The following is a 16,481-nucleotide window of genomic DNA, read 5'->3' as shown; positions in this document are numbered from 1 at the left end:
AATAATTTTATTTCAAGTATTTTTGGCTCAGATAAGGAAATGTCACATATTATGAGGACCATTTATTTTGATAATGCGGCTACAACACCCATGAGAAATGAGGTTATTGAAGCGATGGCGGGGACCATGAAAAACACCTATGGGAATCCCTCTTCCTCTCATGGTTTTGGTCGTTCTGCCAAAACGCTCGTTGAAAAATGCAGGAAGGCAATTGCCAAACAATTTCATGTTTCGGCCGGTGAAATTTTCTTCACTTCCGGAGGGACTGAAGCAGATAACTTGGTGCTCAGAAGCGCTGTGAGAGATCTGGGTGTTAAGCATATCATTACGGCAAGAACAGAACACCATGCGGTTTTACATTGCATAGAGCAATTACAGATTGAATATGATTTGCAGGTCGATTATGTAGAATTAAATGCCCACGGCGCAATTGATTTTCAGCATCTAGAAACATTGCTTTCCGGTTCGGAGCATATTCTGGTGAGTCTTATGCACATTAACAATGAGATCGGGAATATTATTGATTTAAAAAAAGTAGCATTGCTCTGCAAAGCACATAATGCACTTTTCCACAGTGATACGGTGCAGTCTGTGGGTCATTATGAATTACCATTAGATGACATCCCTATTGACTTTCTGGTGGCAAGTGCTCATAAATTTCACGGTCCTAAAGGGGTGGGGTTCGCCTTTGTTCGAAAGGATTCAGGCTTGAAACCCTTAATTTTTGGAGGCGAACAGGAACGCGGTTTGCGTGCTGGGACAGAGTGTATTCATAATATTGTTGGATTGGAAAAAGCCATGACTATGGCGTATTCAAATTTGGAAACAGAGCGTGAATACATCAGAAGTTTAAAGCGCTATTTTATTTCAAAACTAACATCAGAAATTCCCGGGGCTAAATTCAACGGTCATTCGGGAGATATGGACAAAAGTACATATACACTTGTAAATGTCTGTCTCCCGATTGCTTTTGATAAGGCTTCTCTGTTTTTATTTCAGCTTGATCTGAAGGGAATAGCCTGTTCAAAGGGCAGTGCATGCCAAAGCGGAAGTAAACAGAACTCACATGTTTTGTCAGAACTACTGGATCATGACGATTTAAAAAAACCGTCTGTTCGGTTTTCGTTCAGCATCTATAATACCAAAGAGGAGATTGACTATCTCATAAAAGAGCTAAAAACCTTTATTTGAGTATGATGAATGGTTTTAGTCTGTTGTGACTTTGCTGTTCCACCAATCTGGATTTGGCTCAAAATCTATCGATAATACGTTTAGGCGCTCCTGCTCCAATCGTGGTAAAAGCGTCGATGTCATATATGCTTTACGTTTTTGTGATAAGCTATCGTTGTAAAGCGTATCCTTTACGGGTTGTTTGGCATCGACCGATTTCAACCATTCCATTAATTTCAATTGCAAGGTCTTGGTGATTTCGGTATTCAGGTTGGATACATCCTGATTTTCTTCGGGATCCTTTTGTAAATCGTATAATTCATTTCTGTTATCCTCCCAGTAATGAATTAACTTCCATTGACCTTCTCTAATAATGGATGAAGGCTCACCGCCTTGATTTCCGTAATGCGGGTAATGCCAATACAGAGGTCTTTCAGGAAGGTTTTGTTGACCTTCCAGCAGCGGTTTTAGACTTGCACCATCTGTATGCTGATCAGGGATCAATTCTATTTCAGCCAAATCGAGAATCGTCGGATAAAAATCGGTTCCAATAACAGGATAATCATGAGTCATTCCCTTGGTATTCAACCATGGTGCTTTTATAAAGTAGGGTTCACGGATACCCCCTTCCCATTGGTACCCTTTGCCACCCCGTAAAGGTAAATTGGACGTTGAATAGTTGTCTCCTGATGCCACACCACCATTGTCTGATGTAAATAGTATAATTGTATTATCATCCAGACCCAATTCATCTAGGGTATTTAGCAGATAACCAACCGCATCATCCATATGTTCTACCAGTCCCGCATAAATGGGGTTGTCCTGTACTTGCCTGATGGGAAGCACACGTTCCATTTTGTAGCCTCTATCCTTTATTCCCAATTCACTCGCTTTGGACCTGTACTTTTCCCATTTGTTCTGTGCGGTTTGAATGGGACCATGAACGGCATAGAATGATAGAAAGGCAAAAAAGGAGCTGTCCTTATGCTTTCGGATAAAATCGGCCGTCTCCGTGGCCAATCGCATGGAAAGGTTTTCACCATCAAATCTGTTGTCAAGATTCGGATTTTTCCAGGGAGAGAAATAACCTCCTTTCGGGCTTCCAGATTCCCACCCGCCTACATTAATATCAAAACCATGGTCCTCCGGATAGGATCCTTTACTTCCCAGGTGCCACTTTCCTCCAAAGAAGGTTTTGTATCCCTCGTTTTTTAGTGCCTCAGCCAGGGTCATCTCACTGTCGGGTAGTGCATGTTCATAATCTGCCGGAAGTAATTTATCATGTCTGTTGGTTTTACGCCAATCTTCACCATATGCGGCACCAATCCAATCGGTTATTCCATGCCGTGCTGTAAACTTACCGGTCATAATACTTGCCCTGGAAGGGCTGCAGACGCGACTGGCTGCATAACCCTGAGTAAAAACCATACTTTCCTGAGCAAGGCGATCAATGTTGGGTGTCTCATAAAAGGGACTTCCAGTGAAACTAAGGTCGTGATAACCTAAATCATCAACCAAAATGAATACGACATTAGGTCGCTTATTAGGCTCTTTTTTTTCAAACTTGGTCCGGCATGAGATCATGGCACCAAGAGTAAAGGTGAAAAGCAGTAAGGATTTAACAGTCATGATATTCAAGATAATTCAGTCAGGAAATAATAAAACAAAAAGGCTTATTGTGATAATAAGCCCAAAAGTAAAACATTTATTTTCAAATTGCGCCTGAAGTGCTAACCTTTGATAATTTTATAGGTCTTCAGGTGTTGGCTCTGCAGATTTTCAATGACGAGCAAGTACATGCCTGAAGGTAAACTGGAGACATCTAAAGTAGTATTCCGCGTTTTAAGTAATTGTTTTCCGGTTGCATCAAATAAACATGATTCCACATTTAGTGGCGTTGTGATATCTACGCGTTCTACTGTAGGATTGGGATACACCTGTATATTGGTGCTTTCGAATTCATCTGTTGTCAATGTGGTTCCATCTGAAGCTGTTACAGAAATAAAACTTACGGGACTAATAAAATTGTAAGTAATGGTATTGTTGTTTGCATCTATACTGGACGTATACGGATGCCAGACGTTTATATCGTCCTCCAATTGGAGTACCAGATTACTTTCTAGAATGCCATTCAGTTCGGCATCCTCATAGTACAAGACGAGGTCTCCTTCGAAGTTAGTGATAGTATTGTCAAAACTAAACACCCTGTTAATACTTTCAGCATTTATTGGGGTATTGGTCTTTGTTAGGGCATTTGCCCCATTTATTTGAAAATCAGTACTAGGAACCAGTTCTAACCCATTAAAATAGATCTGGGTCGCGCTCATTATGTCCAAGGCATAACCACTAGATAGGTATAGGTCCTGAGCATTACCTGAAAGACTTAAAATACTGAATATACAGATTAAAAATGTAGCATTTAACTTCATAATGTTTGGGGTTTAGCGGTCTCAAAAGTAGAATTAAATTTTAAAAAAACAAGAAAAAAATGCATTTAAACGATAATATATTGCATTTAATCGATTTTTTATCTATGTTTGTCCCTCTCAAATAAAAACCCAAATCATGAATTATTTTAAACCTCAATTTGTTTTAATTGCTATTTTATTGAATGCCCTGGTGTATGCCCAGGTTGGAATTGGGACGAATTCGCCTGATGCGTCTTCGATCCTGGACCTGTCGTCCACCACACAGGGTATGCTTACCCCCAGAATGACCGAAGTACAGCGTCTTGCCATTGCTAACCCTGCTTCTGGATTGGTTGTTTACGATACCGATGAAAATGCCTTTTTTCATTATACCGGAGCCGAATGGTTAAAACTTATTAATGAAAATAGCCTTAACGATTACACCGGCTGGGCCGATTATAGGGATGGTGTTTATAATTCCGCCAGTCCATTAGCGCTAACGGCTTCTAATAAGGTTACCCTGCCAAATAATGCAATGACCATTAGAGATAGTCAAAAACCAACAGATATTACAACATTTTACAATGCTTCAAATTCTACGATAACAGGAAGGAACGGAGATGGAATTAATGTAAATATAGAGTTCAAAGCACGACCTACGACTGCGGCAGTAACCAAATTAACTGTTGCAATTGATATTGGAGGTGCTGTTGGTGAAATTTACATTCGGGATTTTATCATGTCCAAAGGTAACGGGGTAGAACATTACTATTTGAGTTCTTTCAGTGCCTATACCTTAGATACCTGGGAAGCGAATGGTGGTACAGTTAAAATCGTTTCGGATGCCAGTGCAGAAATTTACGATATCAGATATGTTATTACACGAACTCATAAGGCCAGGTAAATAATTGGCCATAATTGCAAAGACAAGGTATACACCGGGCTGATCCTAGGACTTATCTTTTATAATTTCAAGCAAATCTCTTATGTTTTCCAATAAGAGATTTGTTTTTTCGACACCCTGATAACCCTTGTTATCTGGTTTTGAATTAGAAAGTAAAACTTCGCGCTGATCCAGCACGGCCTGCTTAAACCCCTGTGTATCCATAATGCCGATGAGCTTCATGTCGCTGCCTCCGGGATTGCTATGTCCAGCGGTTTCTATTTTGAGAATCCTGAGATCCAAATAGTTGAGAAACGGATTTTCAATGAAGGTGATATCCTGGATGTTTTCTAAGGGTATGGTTTTTTCAACCTTAAAAAAGACACCCTTTTTAAATTCGAGATGTTTGTTCGTTAATCTGCAATGAATATTTTCATAATAACGTCGCCCTATATACTGCCCCAAACCTAAGAGCCAAACAATTAAAAAAGGAATACCAATAATACTGATGGTGCAAAAGAATGCTACTGCCAGCAGAATATAAGTCTTTATTTTAGGACTGAACTGCGCTTCTTTTATGATGGTGTTTTGTGAAGACATACGAATCGAATTAATATTTTTTTAGAGTTAGCGAATACGTGTTACCGGATTTGTTTATCAACGTGATATCCAAAATTTCCGAGGTTTTGAAAGGGGAGTGCTCAGTCAATAACTTACATATATTCAGTTGAGTTACATCGATAGCATTCACTTTGACAATCTCATCTCCGAGATTTACAGTTTCCAATAAGCTATCATCCCATATCATGCCAACAACCAGTTTATTGTTTTCTATTGTGGGAGTCAGTCCCAAATGCCGTTCCATCAAATTACTTTCTGAAGCAAAAGGATGAAAATAAACCCTTTTGCGAATAAAATCTAAGGTTAAATCACCATATTCAAAAATATCAGAACCCAGTCTGGAGTTATCGTCTCCCGAAGTTATTGTTGCGATATTTTTAAAGGTATGGCCATCAATTTCTATTTCAGGTATCTTTACCTGATATTGTGTATCCTGATCTGAATTACCAAATAACCCGATACTGGAAGTCCCCAGACCGGAGGCAACTGGTTGTAATACCTCATGTCGTTCCAGAACACGGTAATTCGCTTTACACATATCATAGAATCCGCTGGCACCGGTATCAATAAGCACGTCTTCCTTGGCTGATTTCTTGGATTTCAATTTTATGGAAATATACGGGCTACTTTGATTGCCTCTGAGCATGAGGTCCACGCCTTTGTTTGTATCTATTTCTATTTTTTTTCTATCATTTGTTAAAATAATGATTCGCTCTTTGGGCCTTATCTGCACAATGGACTTTCGTAAAAGATTACTTCCGATGATACCATCGACCTCATAACAGTCGAAAACCAGATTATTGGTATCCATAAAGACCAGTGCACTGGTATTTTTAAAGGTTACATTCCCGATAGTTAAAAAGGGAATAGTGGCCAAATTCATAAGTTGTTTTTTTTGGTTGGCATCCGAAACTGAAATGGACTTACTATCCTTAAGGACGATATCGGATGCAATGGCCGTGGATATTAAGTTGGGCGCACCGGTATCAAACAGGAATTTATACATTTTATCATTGATAACAACGGGTACGATTAACTTTCCCCCAATATTCTCATAGGCTATTTGAGTGTAATAGGTACGATCTGTGGGTTTACCGGTCTTAAAGGTCGTTTTTTGCCCCAGAACGAAATTGAAACATACGAGTAAAAAAATAGAACTAAGGACCTGTCTAACCATGATGATTTATTAAAACTTCATTGTGGTTCGAATGTTAAACACACGAGGGGTCAGGTAATTGGGGACTGCAAACTGACGCTTACTGTATACATCTCTCACCCAGGTATTGGTAATGGAATTCTGAACATCGAAAACATTAAAGATTTCGACGCCAAAAGAGAGTGCTTTAAACGGTTTTTTCCAGCCGCTGTTAAATTGCTTTTCATCGTCAACCAGAACAAATTGAAACCCGACATCGGCCCGTTTATAGTCGGGTAATCGGGTTTGGTAATTGTAAGGATCGGCATAACTCGGTGAGCCTCCCGGTAAACCTGTATTATAAACGAGGTTCAGATACATCTTCATACTCGGGATATTCGGTACATAATCCTGGAACAGGGCTGCAAATTTTAGCCGCTGATCTGTAGGTCTCGAAATAAAACCACGATCATCAATGTTTTCTTCCGTTTTTAGGTAACCAAAACTAAACCAGGACTCTGTTCCAGGCACAAATTGCCCGTTTAAGCGCATATCGAGCCCATATGCATAGGCTTTGGCATTGTTTTTAGCCCGATACCGTATACGCACATTTTCTAAGGTATAGGGATTCACGTCGTCTAAACTTTTATAATAGGCTTCTGTCGTTAATTTAAATGGCCTGTCCCACATCTTAAAACTGTAATCATTTCCGAAGACCAGATGAAATGAACGCTGGGCTTTAACTCCGGGCTGTACGGTACCTAATGAGTCCCGTAATTCTCGGTAAAAAGGAGGTTGATAATACAATCCCGTTGCCAATCGAAACAGCATGTCTTTTTTCCATTTGGGCTTCAGAGCTATTTGTGCTCGAGGACTAACCACGATTTGATTCGTCTTATCAGCTGCGTTCGAAGTACCCGAATCCGTTTGCCTGACGGACCAATTATGAAGCCGTAAACCTGCATTATACCATATTTCGGATGTTCCGAGGTTGGAACGTTTGCTCCATTGTAAATAGGCCTGTACCCTGTCTATTTTGACCTTATTGGTCGACCTCACATTCTGAAAAGGTTCTAAAGGACCATTAAATGGCACATAGGGTTCCTCATTGCCCGGTAAAAACGGAGGCCTTATAGAAAAACCTGCGGAATCGATAACCTCCCATTCGACCAAACGGTCTCTGATGTCTTCATTGTTATATTTTACAGACCATTCGAAACGGTGGTCATCAATTTTCAAATCGCCCTTATGCTCAATTGTAGATATGAGGGCATCCAGATCATTTCTACCATGATTTAACTGACTTCCAATACCCTCCGTAAACTCAACTTCACCAAGTTCATCATCACCAATATTCGTATTGACCTCCCCGAGATTGTATTGGGCCAGAATATCAAAATATTCCTCTTCTGTGGTATGGTAAGTAGAGGTGATAAGTTTTAAATTGAAATTGTCATTCACCAAAAAAGTACCCTTTAATGCCCCGAACAGGGTCTGATAGCGGTCTTTCTCCTGTCCGTCATAAACAACAACCAGGGCCACGGGATCCGCCAGGGTGCCAAAATTGGTCTGACGCGCCTGGGGTGCATAATTGTATTTGTTCAATGACGCATTACCCAAAAAGCTCAACTGAAACCGATCGGTAAACTTATAGGTTAAAAATGTTTGGGCATCGGCAAACGCAGCGTCATAGTTCGTTTCGGTTTCTTTTGCTTCCACCAAAAGTGCGTTATCCCTGTAGCGCAAACCAATAACACTCGTAAATTTAGAGTCCTTACTTATGTTCTCAACGGATAGACTGCCACCCAAAAGACTTAGATCTGCATTGACTTCAAACTGATATGGTGTTTTATAGGTGATGTCCAAAACAGAGGATAACTTATCACCATATTTGGCCTGAAATCCACCCGAAGAAAAATCCACATTCTGAACTAAATCGGTATTCACAAAACTTAAACCTTCCTGTTGTCCGGATCGAATTAAAAAAGGGCGATAGACTTGTATTTCATTGACATAGACCAAGTTCTCATCAAAATTACCACCACGAACCGCATATTGTGTACTTAACTCGTTGTTATTACTTACGCCGGGTAGGGTGAGTAACAAATTTTCAACACCCGCATTGGCACTGGGGATCTTTCGAATCGTTTCGGGCTCCAAGACCGTCACACCATCTATATTCTGACGCCTGTTTCCGGAGATGATCACAGTGGCAATTTGTTCTACCGCGACACTCATAACAGGGTTGAATTCATATTCCTCTCCATTTTTTAAATTAAACGTACTGACCACCTTCTTAAAGGAAATATGCGAAAATTCAACTGTAATATCTTGATTTGAAGGAATTTTAAGGCTGTAAAATCCCGTCTCATCCGTCTGTGTTCCATCGGTCTCTGAGATGATATTGACATTAGAGATCGGGTTTTCTTTATCATCCAGAATGACCCCTTTGATCGTGGCCGTCTGCGCATTGCCCATAACGGCCAAAAGGAATAACAAAGTAGTGCTTAGTATGTACTTCTTAATCAAAAGCTAAACTTATTTGCGATAAAACAGTGTTTCAAATGTAGAACTATTTCCAACATTATCCGTAACAATTAGTTTTAAATTATTTTTCGTTTCTGAAACAATACCATCACTAAAATCATGGGTTAAGGTTTTGGTCTTATAATCGTACTCCATCAAAATCCATTTTCCATTGACTGTAGCCCTGTAATTCGATATACCACTTTCCGAGTCATTAATTCTTATTTTTAAAAAGCGGTAATTGCTCAACCACTGTTTATCCTTAAAGTTTCTCGGTTGTATTGTTGGAGATAGCGTATCCATGGCTATGGTATAGGCACCTAATTTTTTCGTTCTGGCTGTCAGCACTTGTCCTTCCCTTTTTGTCGATGTGTATACCGGGTATTTCTTGCGACCTACAAGATTTGCAATGTACAATTTGTCTCTGATGGGTGCAGGATAATGACTGATATCAAAAGATAAGGTCATATTCTTTTTTAGGGGAATAATGTCATCGTGTAACATGAGGGTGTCTCCCTGTACTTCAAAATCCAAGTAGACATCATCATAAAAGGTATTCTTATAAATGTTAACAGAAACAGACCCCTCTCGCAATTCGGTAGTTTGGTTGGACGCAATAAAATAGGGGGTGACAGGAATCGTTGGAGGTTCGAGGGAATCATTCCTTATTCCGTTAATGTCAAGCGTGATCCATGAAGGATTGTTCTTAAAGTCATTTATTTTTATCTTGTACACATAGGAGGTACTATCCTTAATGCTGATATATCCGTCATTTGAATAGGGCTTTATTATACTTAAAGGATTAGTATCATTAAACAATTTCTGCAGGTATTGTTTTTTTTCCTTATAGTGTTTGTAATCGATCAGGCGGTTAATGTGTCGGGTTTCATCGAATGAAAATTGTTTAAAATCAAGTTCATACGATTTAGTGCCATTTAAAAAGGTTTGGATATTATACACACCATTTTTATTTGGTGCATGATCCTGCCTGTCATTTGTGGCTATAGCAATACCTATCTTACCGTAAGCATTGATTTTTTCAGTGGTATAATCGCCATATTGTGAAGGAATAAGTCGCAGTCGTTGTTTGGTCGTTGCATGATTAACGTGAGCATCTTCACCAATCGGGTAAGCATAAACAGCCGACACGAATGGTGGTGTCGTATCCTTAACATCAAAACCAAATAGCATGGGGTTTAAGGGGCGTTCCTGGTTATCCCTAATTTCAAAATGTAAATGCGGCGCAAGTGAACCGCCACTGTTTCCACTGTAAGCCACCAACTCCCCTTTAGAAATCACAAGATCTTCAGGCTGGGGGAATAGCTCTAATTGGTAAGATTCCTTACTGTACTGTCTTTTTTTCACATAGGCCTCTATGGCTGGAGCAAATTTTTGTAAATGTGCATAAACCGTAGTATAGCCATTCGGATGGGTAACATAAAGCGCTTTTCCATAGCCAAAGAATGAAACTTTAATACGGCTGACATAACCTTCGGCAGCCGCTAAAATTTTAAGACCGACACGTTGCTGTGTTTTAATATCCAATCCGGAGTGAAAATGATTAGATCTCAACTCTGCAAAGGTCCCTGAAAGCGCTATTGGAATCTCGAGCGGACTACTAAAATAATCCTGTGGATATTGGCTTTGAGCGTGAATGAAAAATGAATAAATGAAACAACTAAATAGGACTAATTTCATAGATATTGGCATTAAAGCTAAAATATTAATTTGAAATGAATGCACAAAAGTTTATCTGATTAATTGATCTCAAGGAGCATACCGCGATCTTATTTAATCCAGAAAAATTTTATCTAAAAACAATTGTTATTTATGGTGAGGTATGTTAACTTTGTGAGATAAGTATTGAAAAATGTAAATGGGTAATATTGAAGAAATTGTTGATTCATTAGAAAACAAAATTAGTAAGGTATTACACAGACTGGAGCAATTACGTCTTGAAAATGCATCTTTGAGTGACGCCCTGGCATCTTCCAGACAAGAACTTGAAAACCAAAAAAAGCAAGTTGCACTATGTGAAGAAAAGTATGACGCTCTAAAACTTGCAAATTCAATGCTTGGTAGTGACGATAATAAAAGAGAAACGAAGCTTAAAATAAATGCACTAATACGAGATATTGACCATTGTATCGCGCAATTGTCGGAATAGTGCAGTATCATGTTAGATGGCAGAAAAGCTTAAAATAAAGCTATCCATAGCGAATAGGGTGTACCCTTTGACTATAGAGGCCCAACAGGAGGAAGGACTCCGCAAAGCAGCCAAAAACATCGAAGCTATGATACAACAATTTGAGCGAAGTTATTCTGTTCGGGATAAGCAAGATGTATTGGCAATGTGTGCACTGCAATTTGCATCTCAGTTGGAGCAGAAGTCAATTGATAAAGATCAAGTGAGTGTGCATTTAGAGGAGAGGTTAAATGCCCTTGATGATGTGTTAAAATCTTATTTGGTCTCTGAGCGTTCTTTAAAATAAAATAACAGTTACTGCCTACATTGGTTAGTTTTTTTGATAAACTCAACATTAATTCTTTAAAAAGGGTGAGTTGAAGTTGTAAAAGCATGCTGCAGTATTGAATGCTATTCAATACCATACAGATCCTTGATCAGCTTGGTAGCCCTAAACTTGTTTTTAAGGAGTTTATACAAAATTTTAAACCGGTGTAGGCTTTTTTATATATTCAAATTAACTAAACATAATGGACAACACAATTATACTAACTGTTGGAGGTGTCGTAATAGGTCTTGTATTAGGCTTTATTATCGCCAAGATGATAGAAAAAGGCAATGCCTCCAAATTGATTAAAGACGCCAAAAGAAGTGCCTCATCTATATTAAAAGAGGCCCGTACTGAGGGCGAAGCGATAAAAAAGGATAAAATTCTTCAAGCCAAAGAAAAGTTCATTGAACTGAAAGCAGAACACGAAAAAGTAATTTTGGCTCGTGACAAGAAAATGGCCGAGGCTGAAAAACGGACACGAGATAAAGAATCCCAGGTATCGAGTGAGCTCGCGAAAAACAAAAAATTAAATGCTCAAGTTGAAACTAAAATTAGTGATTATGAGCATATGCACGAATTACTGGAGAAAAGGCAACAGGAATTAGATAAATTGCATAAGAGTCAGGTAGAGCAACTGGAAGTGATATCGAGCCTTTCTGCTGAAGATGCCAAAGCCCAGTTAATTGAATCCTTAAAGGGTGAGGCAAAAAACGATGCCATGGCCTATATCCAGAGTGCTTTGGAAGAAGCCAAATTAACAGCGGAACAGGATGCTAAAAAAGTAATAATCAATACGATTCAGCGTATAGGAACAGAGGAAGCTGTAGATAACTGTGTATCTGTTTTTAATATAGAATCCGATGATGTCAAGGGTAGAATTATTGGTCGTGAAGGGCGGAACATCCGCGCGCTCGAATCTGCGACAGGCGTTGAGATTATTGTTGATGATACCCCGGAGGCTATAATTTTGTCATGTTTTGATTCGGTACGCAGAGAGGTGGCCCGATTGTCATTGCATAAATTAGTGACCGACGGGCGCATTCACCCGGCTCGTATCGAAGAAATAGTGAAGAAAACACAGAAGCAAATCGATCAGGAGATTATAGAAGTGGGTAAAAGAACGGTGATCGATCTGGGAATTCATAATTTAAATCCTGAACTGATTAAAATGGTAGGAAGAATGAAATACCGTTCCTCCTATGGTCAAAACCTTTTACAGCACTCACGTGAGGTAGCCAAGCTATGTGGCGTTATGGCCGCTGAATTGGGTCTCAACCCAAAATTAGCGAAACGCGCGGGGCTGTTACACGATATAGGCAAGGTGCCTGATGCTGAAACCGATATGGAGACACCGCATGCCATTCTAGGTATGCAATGGGCCGAAAAATATGGAGAGAAAACAGAGGTTTGCAATGCCATAGGTGCACACCATGATGAAATAGAAATGAAATCGCTTTTGGCTCCTATTGTTCAGGTATGTGATGCCATTTCCGGTGCACGACCAGGAGCACGACGCCAGGTACTGGACAGTTACATACAGCGCTTAAAGGATTTGGAAGATATCGCCTTCGGTTTTCAGGGTGTCAAGAAGGCTTATGCCATTCAGGCCGGACGCGAATTGCGTGTGATTGTTGAAAGTGAAAAGGTAGACGATCAAAAAGCCGCAGAACTGTCCTTTAATATTTCACAAAAGATTCAAACGGATATGACCTATCCCGGTCAGGTTAAAATAACGGTCATAAGAGAAACTCGAGCTGTGAATATTGCCAAATAATGGCTTTGTAATTTCATGGCTAATTCTGTTTAAAGGGATTATCCTCTCGGATGATATTGTCGTATTACTTTAGCCAGATGGCTCTTATCCAAATGGACATAAATTTCAGTTGTGGTGATGCTTTCATGACCCAGCATGAGCTGGATGGACCTGAGATCGGCTTCGTTCTTAAGCAAATGTGTGGCAAATGAATGTCGAAACGTATGAGGCGAAATCTGTTTTTTCAATCCGATTTTTTCTGCCAGTTGCCTGATGATGGTGAAGATCATGGCGCGAGTGAGCTGTTTCCCGCGGCGATTTAAGAATAAGGTATCCTCATGTCCTGATTGAATAGTCATATGAGATCGTATTTCATTCATATAAATAGTAATATATTTTTGGGTCGCAGGAACGATGGGTACAAAGCGTTGTTTATCACCCTTACCGGTGACTTTAATAAAACCTTCATCGAAAAATAAATCCGAGATCTTCAAATTGGTTAATTCGCTAACACGTAAACCACATCCGTATAAAGTCTCCAGGATGGCGCGATTGCGTTCCCCTTCGGGTTTACTTAAATCTATGGCCGCGATTAACGCATCGATCTCTTCCTCTTCAAGTGTATCCGGTAATTTTCGCCCAATTTTAGGGGATTCAATAAGTTCTAAAGGATTAGAGGTTCGGTAATCTTCAAAGACCAAATATGTAAAGAACCCTCTTAGCCCTGAAATCAATCGGGCCTGAGAACGGGCATTTAAACTTTTGGCAGCCTGATAGATAAATACCTGTATGGTGTCGGTTTCTATGGAAATGGGGGAGACACTTATGTTATGAGCCTCCAGATAGTCCATCAGCTTTTTAATATCACGAGAATAACCAGCGATGGAATTATCGGATAGACCGCGTTCAATCCTAAGGTATAATTGATAGTCCTTAAGGGCATGTTCCCATTTCATAACATAAAAGTAATATAAATAAATAAATGCCTTGTAATGGGATTGCTCGTCTTACGAAACTGATATTCATCATTGTGTGTCTGGACATTAATCTCTAGCATTACCGAAATAAAAATATTTTTTTAATTAACACTACACATTATGAAAAACTTAGTTCTTTTTATCGCATTATTACTTTTTACATTTCATCATGTAAATGGGCAGGAAGACGATTCAAGTACATCTACAACACAAGGGAAATGGCTCATTGAAGCTAATACTGGTTTTGGTGGTGGTATTATGGGGCTTGTTGGACATTCTGCAAACACGGGCTTTGGTCTGTCGTCTGTAGATGGCGAAACTATTTGGTCTATCGGAGCTGAGGCCGGTTATTTCATCGTAGATGATTTGGCTATTAAATTTGGTCTCGGTTATTCAGATCTTGCTGGTGAAAGTATGACTTCTTATAAACTTGGAGTCAAATACTATTTAACCGGTGTGATCCCATTTCAGGTCGATATCACAGGCGCTTCATGGGAAGGTTCAGATGAAAATCCATTATGGTTGGGTCTTCAAGGCGGATACGCGTGGTTTATTACTGAACACGTTAGTATTGAACCTGGCCTGAGATATAATGTTTCCCTAAATGAAGATTTTTCGGATGAAGGCATTTTTGAATTCCGTATAGGTTTTGCACTATACTTTTAATTATCTTTCAACACAAAAAAAAACCGAAGCACAATGTCTTCGGTTTTTTGTCTTTTAATTCAAATACTTTCTAAACGCACCTTTAGAAATTATCCGTCAGAATATTTATTAAATCAACTATTGCCCAAATGCCTAAACCACCTATGGTCACGATAAACAAAATGTTCCATCCAACCGGCTTGTTGTAATACCATCTATGGGCGGCAAATGGCCATCCCAAAAAGAACCACAAGGCGACACCAACCCATTTGTCTCTCGGCGCTTGAACAGCGACTGGCTCAACAACCTCAGTTTCAGAGGTGGTTAACTCCGTATGTGTTGCTGTGGTGACCGTCCTTTTCACAGGAAAGGAAGCATAACTGGCACTAAACATGAATAAAGTGACTAACTAGGTCAATAATAATTTAGTTTTCATAATTAATTAATTTATGTTTGTCTAAATTTATAAAAAAACAAATTATGAACAGTCAAATCTTGCTGTATTTTTTTTGTTCATTAATTACCGGTCATGTGTTTGCCCAAAAAGAATATGAATACATGGGAGGAATTGTATTAAACGACACATTAACAATAACCTACAGACTCCATTTAAAAGAAAACAATGGGGCCATTAGTGGCTTTTCAATATCAGATATAGGAGGGACCTATGAAACTAAATCAACTGTTTTTGGAGAATATGACGACATAAATAAAGAATTGAGCTTTAGAGAAACACAGACGGTTTATACCAAGACGCCCTTAGAACCTGATTATGAATTTTGCTACATCAATACCACACTAAAGAATTTTACATTGGGCAGAACAAAGGATGCGAAGGTAAAGTTTATTGGTTTGTTTTCGGATAATACAAGATGCATTGACGGTGAGTTGTTTATTAGTTCTGTGGACATTATTGAGTCCCGAATGACAAGGGTGACGAAAAAAATAAATAGAATGAAGAAAGTTCCCGATAGTATTAAACAGAGATTTAAACCATTAAAAATGATGGATTCTTTGAATATGAATATTTTGAGGAAAGAACAAACCTTAAGTGTATTTTCCAAAAGCAGCCAGGTGCATCTCATTATTTATGATGGGGGAAAAGAAGACGGGGATAAAATTACGGTCTCTGCGAACTCTAAGACTTTACTCAAAAATTATGAGGCAAAGAAGGAGAAACGATCCATAGTTCTTGATGTGAGTGACGATACAACATCCATTACCATTGAGGCCGTTAACGAGGGAACCATAGCCCCTAATACTGTAATTGTAGAAATTAAAGATAGCCATAATAATATACAGGCACTTTCTAATTTAAAGGCAGGAGAAAAAACCCAAATAGATATTTTAAAAGTTAGGAATTAATTTTTAAATATATTTACGGTATGAAAAACCTAATCATCATCAACGGACCTAACTTGAATCTGCTTGGTAAAAGAGAACCCAACATATATGGCAGTCTCACCTTTACCGAATTTTTGGAAAAAATTAAAGGCAAATACATAACGGCATCCATAGATTATTTTCAATCGAATATCGAAGGAGAGATTATTGATAAATTACAGGAAGTTGGATTTAGTTATGATGGTATCATTCTTAACGCAGCGGCCTATACCCATACCTCTGTTGGAATAGGGGATGCCATTAAGGCCATTGATACCCCTGTAGTAGAAGTGCACATCTCCAACACCTTTGGTCGGGAAGAGTTTAGACATCAGTCCTACGTTTCGCCAAATGCCAGAGGGGTTATTCTGGGTTTTGGTTTACAGAGCTATGAGTTGGCCATTCAAAGCTTTTTGGAATAAACACATCCATCTAAAACATAAAAAAGTTCCATGAAAACGGAA

Annotated in this window: 16 protein-coding genes and 1 other RNA gene; 9 read left to right on the top strand and 8 right to left on the bottom strand. The window is 39.1% G+C overall.

Annotated features, from left to right (window positions below):
• Window positions 1–51 precede the first annotated feature (51 nt).
• A complete protein-coding gene (locus tag MR041_RS10630) occupies window positions 52–1,191 on the top strand; it encodes a cysteine desulfurase family protein (RefSeq protein ID WP_242094076.1) in 1,140 nt (379 codons plus the stop codon).
• A 15-nt stretch (window positions 1,192–1,206) separates the two neighbouring features.
• On the opposite strand, the gene MR041_RS10625 is transcribed toward MR041_RS10630, so the two are convergent.
• Window positions 1,207–2,799 carry a sulfatase gene (locus tag MR041_RS10625; protein WP_242093723.1) on the bottom strand — a complete coding sequence of 531 codons (1,593 nt, stop codon included), beginning with the start codon at window positions 2,797–2,799 and terminating at the stop codon, window positions 1,207–1,209.
• 101 nt (window positions 2,800–2,900) lie between these two features.
• Window positions 2,901–3,599 carry a T9SS type A sorting domain-containing protein gene (locus MR041_RS10620; protein ID WP_242093722.1) on the bottom strand — a complete coding sequence of 233 codons (699 nt, stop codon included), beginning with the start codon at window positions 3,597–3,599 and terminating at the stop codon, window positions 2,901–2,903.
• A gap of 136 nt (window positions 3,600–3,735) precedes the next feature.
• Here MR041_RS10620 and MR041_RS10615 point away from each other — a divergent pair, with 136 nt between their 5' ends.
• Window positions 3,736–4,482, top strand: coding sequence for a hypothetical protein (locus MR041_RS10615; RefSeq protein WP_242093720.1), 747 nt, complete (start codon window positions 3,736–3,738; stop codon window positions 4,480–4,482).
• 45 nt (window positions 4,483–4,527) lie between these two features.
• On the opposite strand, the gene MR041_RS10610 is transcribed toward MR041_RS10615, so the two are convergent.
• The 4 genes from MR041_RS10610 to MR041_RS10595 are packed head-to-tail and all read right to left on the bottom strand — an operon-like array spanning window position 4,528 to window position 10,441.
• Window positions 4,528–5,061, bottom strand: a complete 534-nt coding sequence (locus MR041_RS10610; protein WP_242093718.1) for a PH domain-containing protein — start codon at window positions 5,059–5,061, stop codon at window positions 4,528–4,530.
• 10 nt (window positions 5,062–5,071) lie between these two features.
• The gene (locus tag MR041_RS10605; protein WP_242093716.1) at window positions 5,072–6,259 is read right to left on the bottom strand and encodes a retropepsin-like aspartic protease; all 1,188 of its coding nucleotides are present in this window, start codon (window positions 6,257–6,259) and stop codon (window positions 5,072–5,074) included.
• Window positions 6,260–6,268: 9 nt separating this feature from the next.
• Window positions 6,269–8,695 carry a carboxypeptidase-like regulatory domain-containing protein gene (locus MR041_RS10600; RefSeq protein WP_242094074.1) on the bottom strand — a complete coding sequence of 809 codons (2,427 nt, stop codon included), beginning with the start codon at window positions 8,693–8,695 and terminating at the stop codon, window positions 6,269–6,271.
• Between the two features lie 60 nt (window positions 8,696–8,755).
• Entirely contained in the window at window positions 8,756–10,441 is a 1,686-nt protein-coding gene (locus MR041_RS10595; RefSeq protein ID WP_242093715.1) for a M23 family metallopeptidase, read from the bottom strand.
• 178 nt (window positions 10,442–10,619) lie between these two features.
• On the opposite strand from MR041_RS10595, the gene MR041_RS10590 reads away from it, so the two are divergent.
• The 4 genes from MR041_RS10590 (at window position 10,620) to rny (ending at window position 13,033) form a co-directional block, all read left to right on the top strand.
• Complete coding sequence (locus MR041_RS10590; RefSeq protein WP_242093713.1) at window positions 10,620–10,910, top strand: hypothetical protein; 291 nt, start codon at window positions 10,620–10,622, stop codon at window positions 10,908–10,910.
• Between the two features lie 16 nt (window positions 10,911–10,926).
• Window positions 10,927–11,235 (top strand): cell division protein ZapA, encoded by a 309-nt coding sequence (locus MR041_RS10585; RefSeq protein ID WP_242093711.1) that lies wholly within the window; start codon window positions 10,927–10,929, stop codon window positions 11,233–11,235.
• Window positions 11,236–11,275: 40 nt separating this feature from the next.
• A non-coding RNA gene (gene ssrS / locus MR041_RS10580) (6S RNA) lies at window positions 11,276–11,402 on the top strand.
• A gap of 56 nt (window positions 11,403–11,458) precedes the next feature.
• On the top strand, window positions 11,459–13,033 hold the full coding sequence (gene rny / locus MR041_RS10575) for a ribonuclease Y (protein WP_242093709.1): 1,575 nt from the start codon (window positions 11,459–11,461) through the stop codon (window positions 13,031–13,033).
• Between the two features lie 38 nt (window positions 13,034–13,071).
• Here the strand turns inward: rny and xerD are convergent, their stop codons facing one another.
• Window positions 13,072–13,968: a site-specific tyrosine recombinase XerD gene (gene xerD, locus MR041_RS10570; RefSeq protein WP_242093707.1), complete on the bottom strand. Its 897-nt coding sequence runs from the start codon at window positions 13,966–13,968 to the stop codon at window positions 13,072–13,074.
• A 141-nt stretch (window positions 13,969–14,109) separates the two neighbouring features.
• On the opposite strand from xerD, the gene MR041_RS10565 reads away from it, so the two are divergent.
• Window positions 14,110–14,655 (top strand): hypothetical protein, encoded by a 546-nt coding sequence (locus tag MR041_RS10565; protein WP_242093705.1) that lies wholly within the window; start codon window positions 14,110–14,112, stop codon window positions 14,653–14,655.
• Between the two features lie 82 nt (window positions 14,656–14,737).
• Here MR041_RS10565 and MR041_RS10560 read toward each other — a convergent pair whose 3' ends face one another.
• Window positions 14,738–15,028: a TM2 domain-containing protein gene (locus MR041_RS10560; protein ID WP_242093704.1), complete on the bottom strand. Its 291-nt coding sequence runs from the start codon at window positions 15,026–15,028 to the stop codon at window positions 14,738–14,740.
• A gap of 86 nt (window positions 15,029–15,114) precedes the next feature.
• Between MR041_RS10560 and MR041_RS10555 the strand changes: the two genes are divergently transcribed.
• Together MR041_RS10555 and aroQ are read left to right on the top strand one after the other, a co-directional pair.
• Window positions 15,115–15,999: a hypothetical protein gene (locus MR041_RS10555; RefSeq protein ID WP_242093702.1), complete on the top strand. Its 885-nt coding sequence runs from the start codon at window positions 15,115–15,117 to the stop codon at window positions 15,997–15,999.
• A 20-nt stretch (window positions 16,000–16,019) separates the two neighbouring features.
• Window positions 16,020–16,439: a type II 3-dehydroquinate dehydratase gene (gene aroQ / locus MR041_RS10550; RefSeq protein WP_242093700.1), complete on the top strand. Its 420-nt coding sequence runs from the start codon at window positions 16,020–16,022 to the stop codon at window positions 16,437–16,439.
• Window positions 16,440–16,481 lie beyond the last annotated feature (42 nt).

Source organism: Aestuariivivens sediminicola, from assembly GCF_022662015.1.
GTDB lineage: Bacteria > Bacteroidota > Bacteroidia > Flavobacteriales > Flavobacteriaceae > Aestuariivivens > Aestuariivivens sediminicola.
Note: the sequence above shows the minus strand (reverse complement) of the source record. Positions and strands in the feature narration are given on the sequence as shown.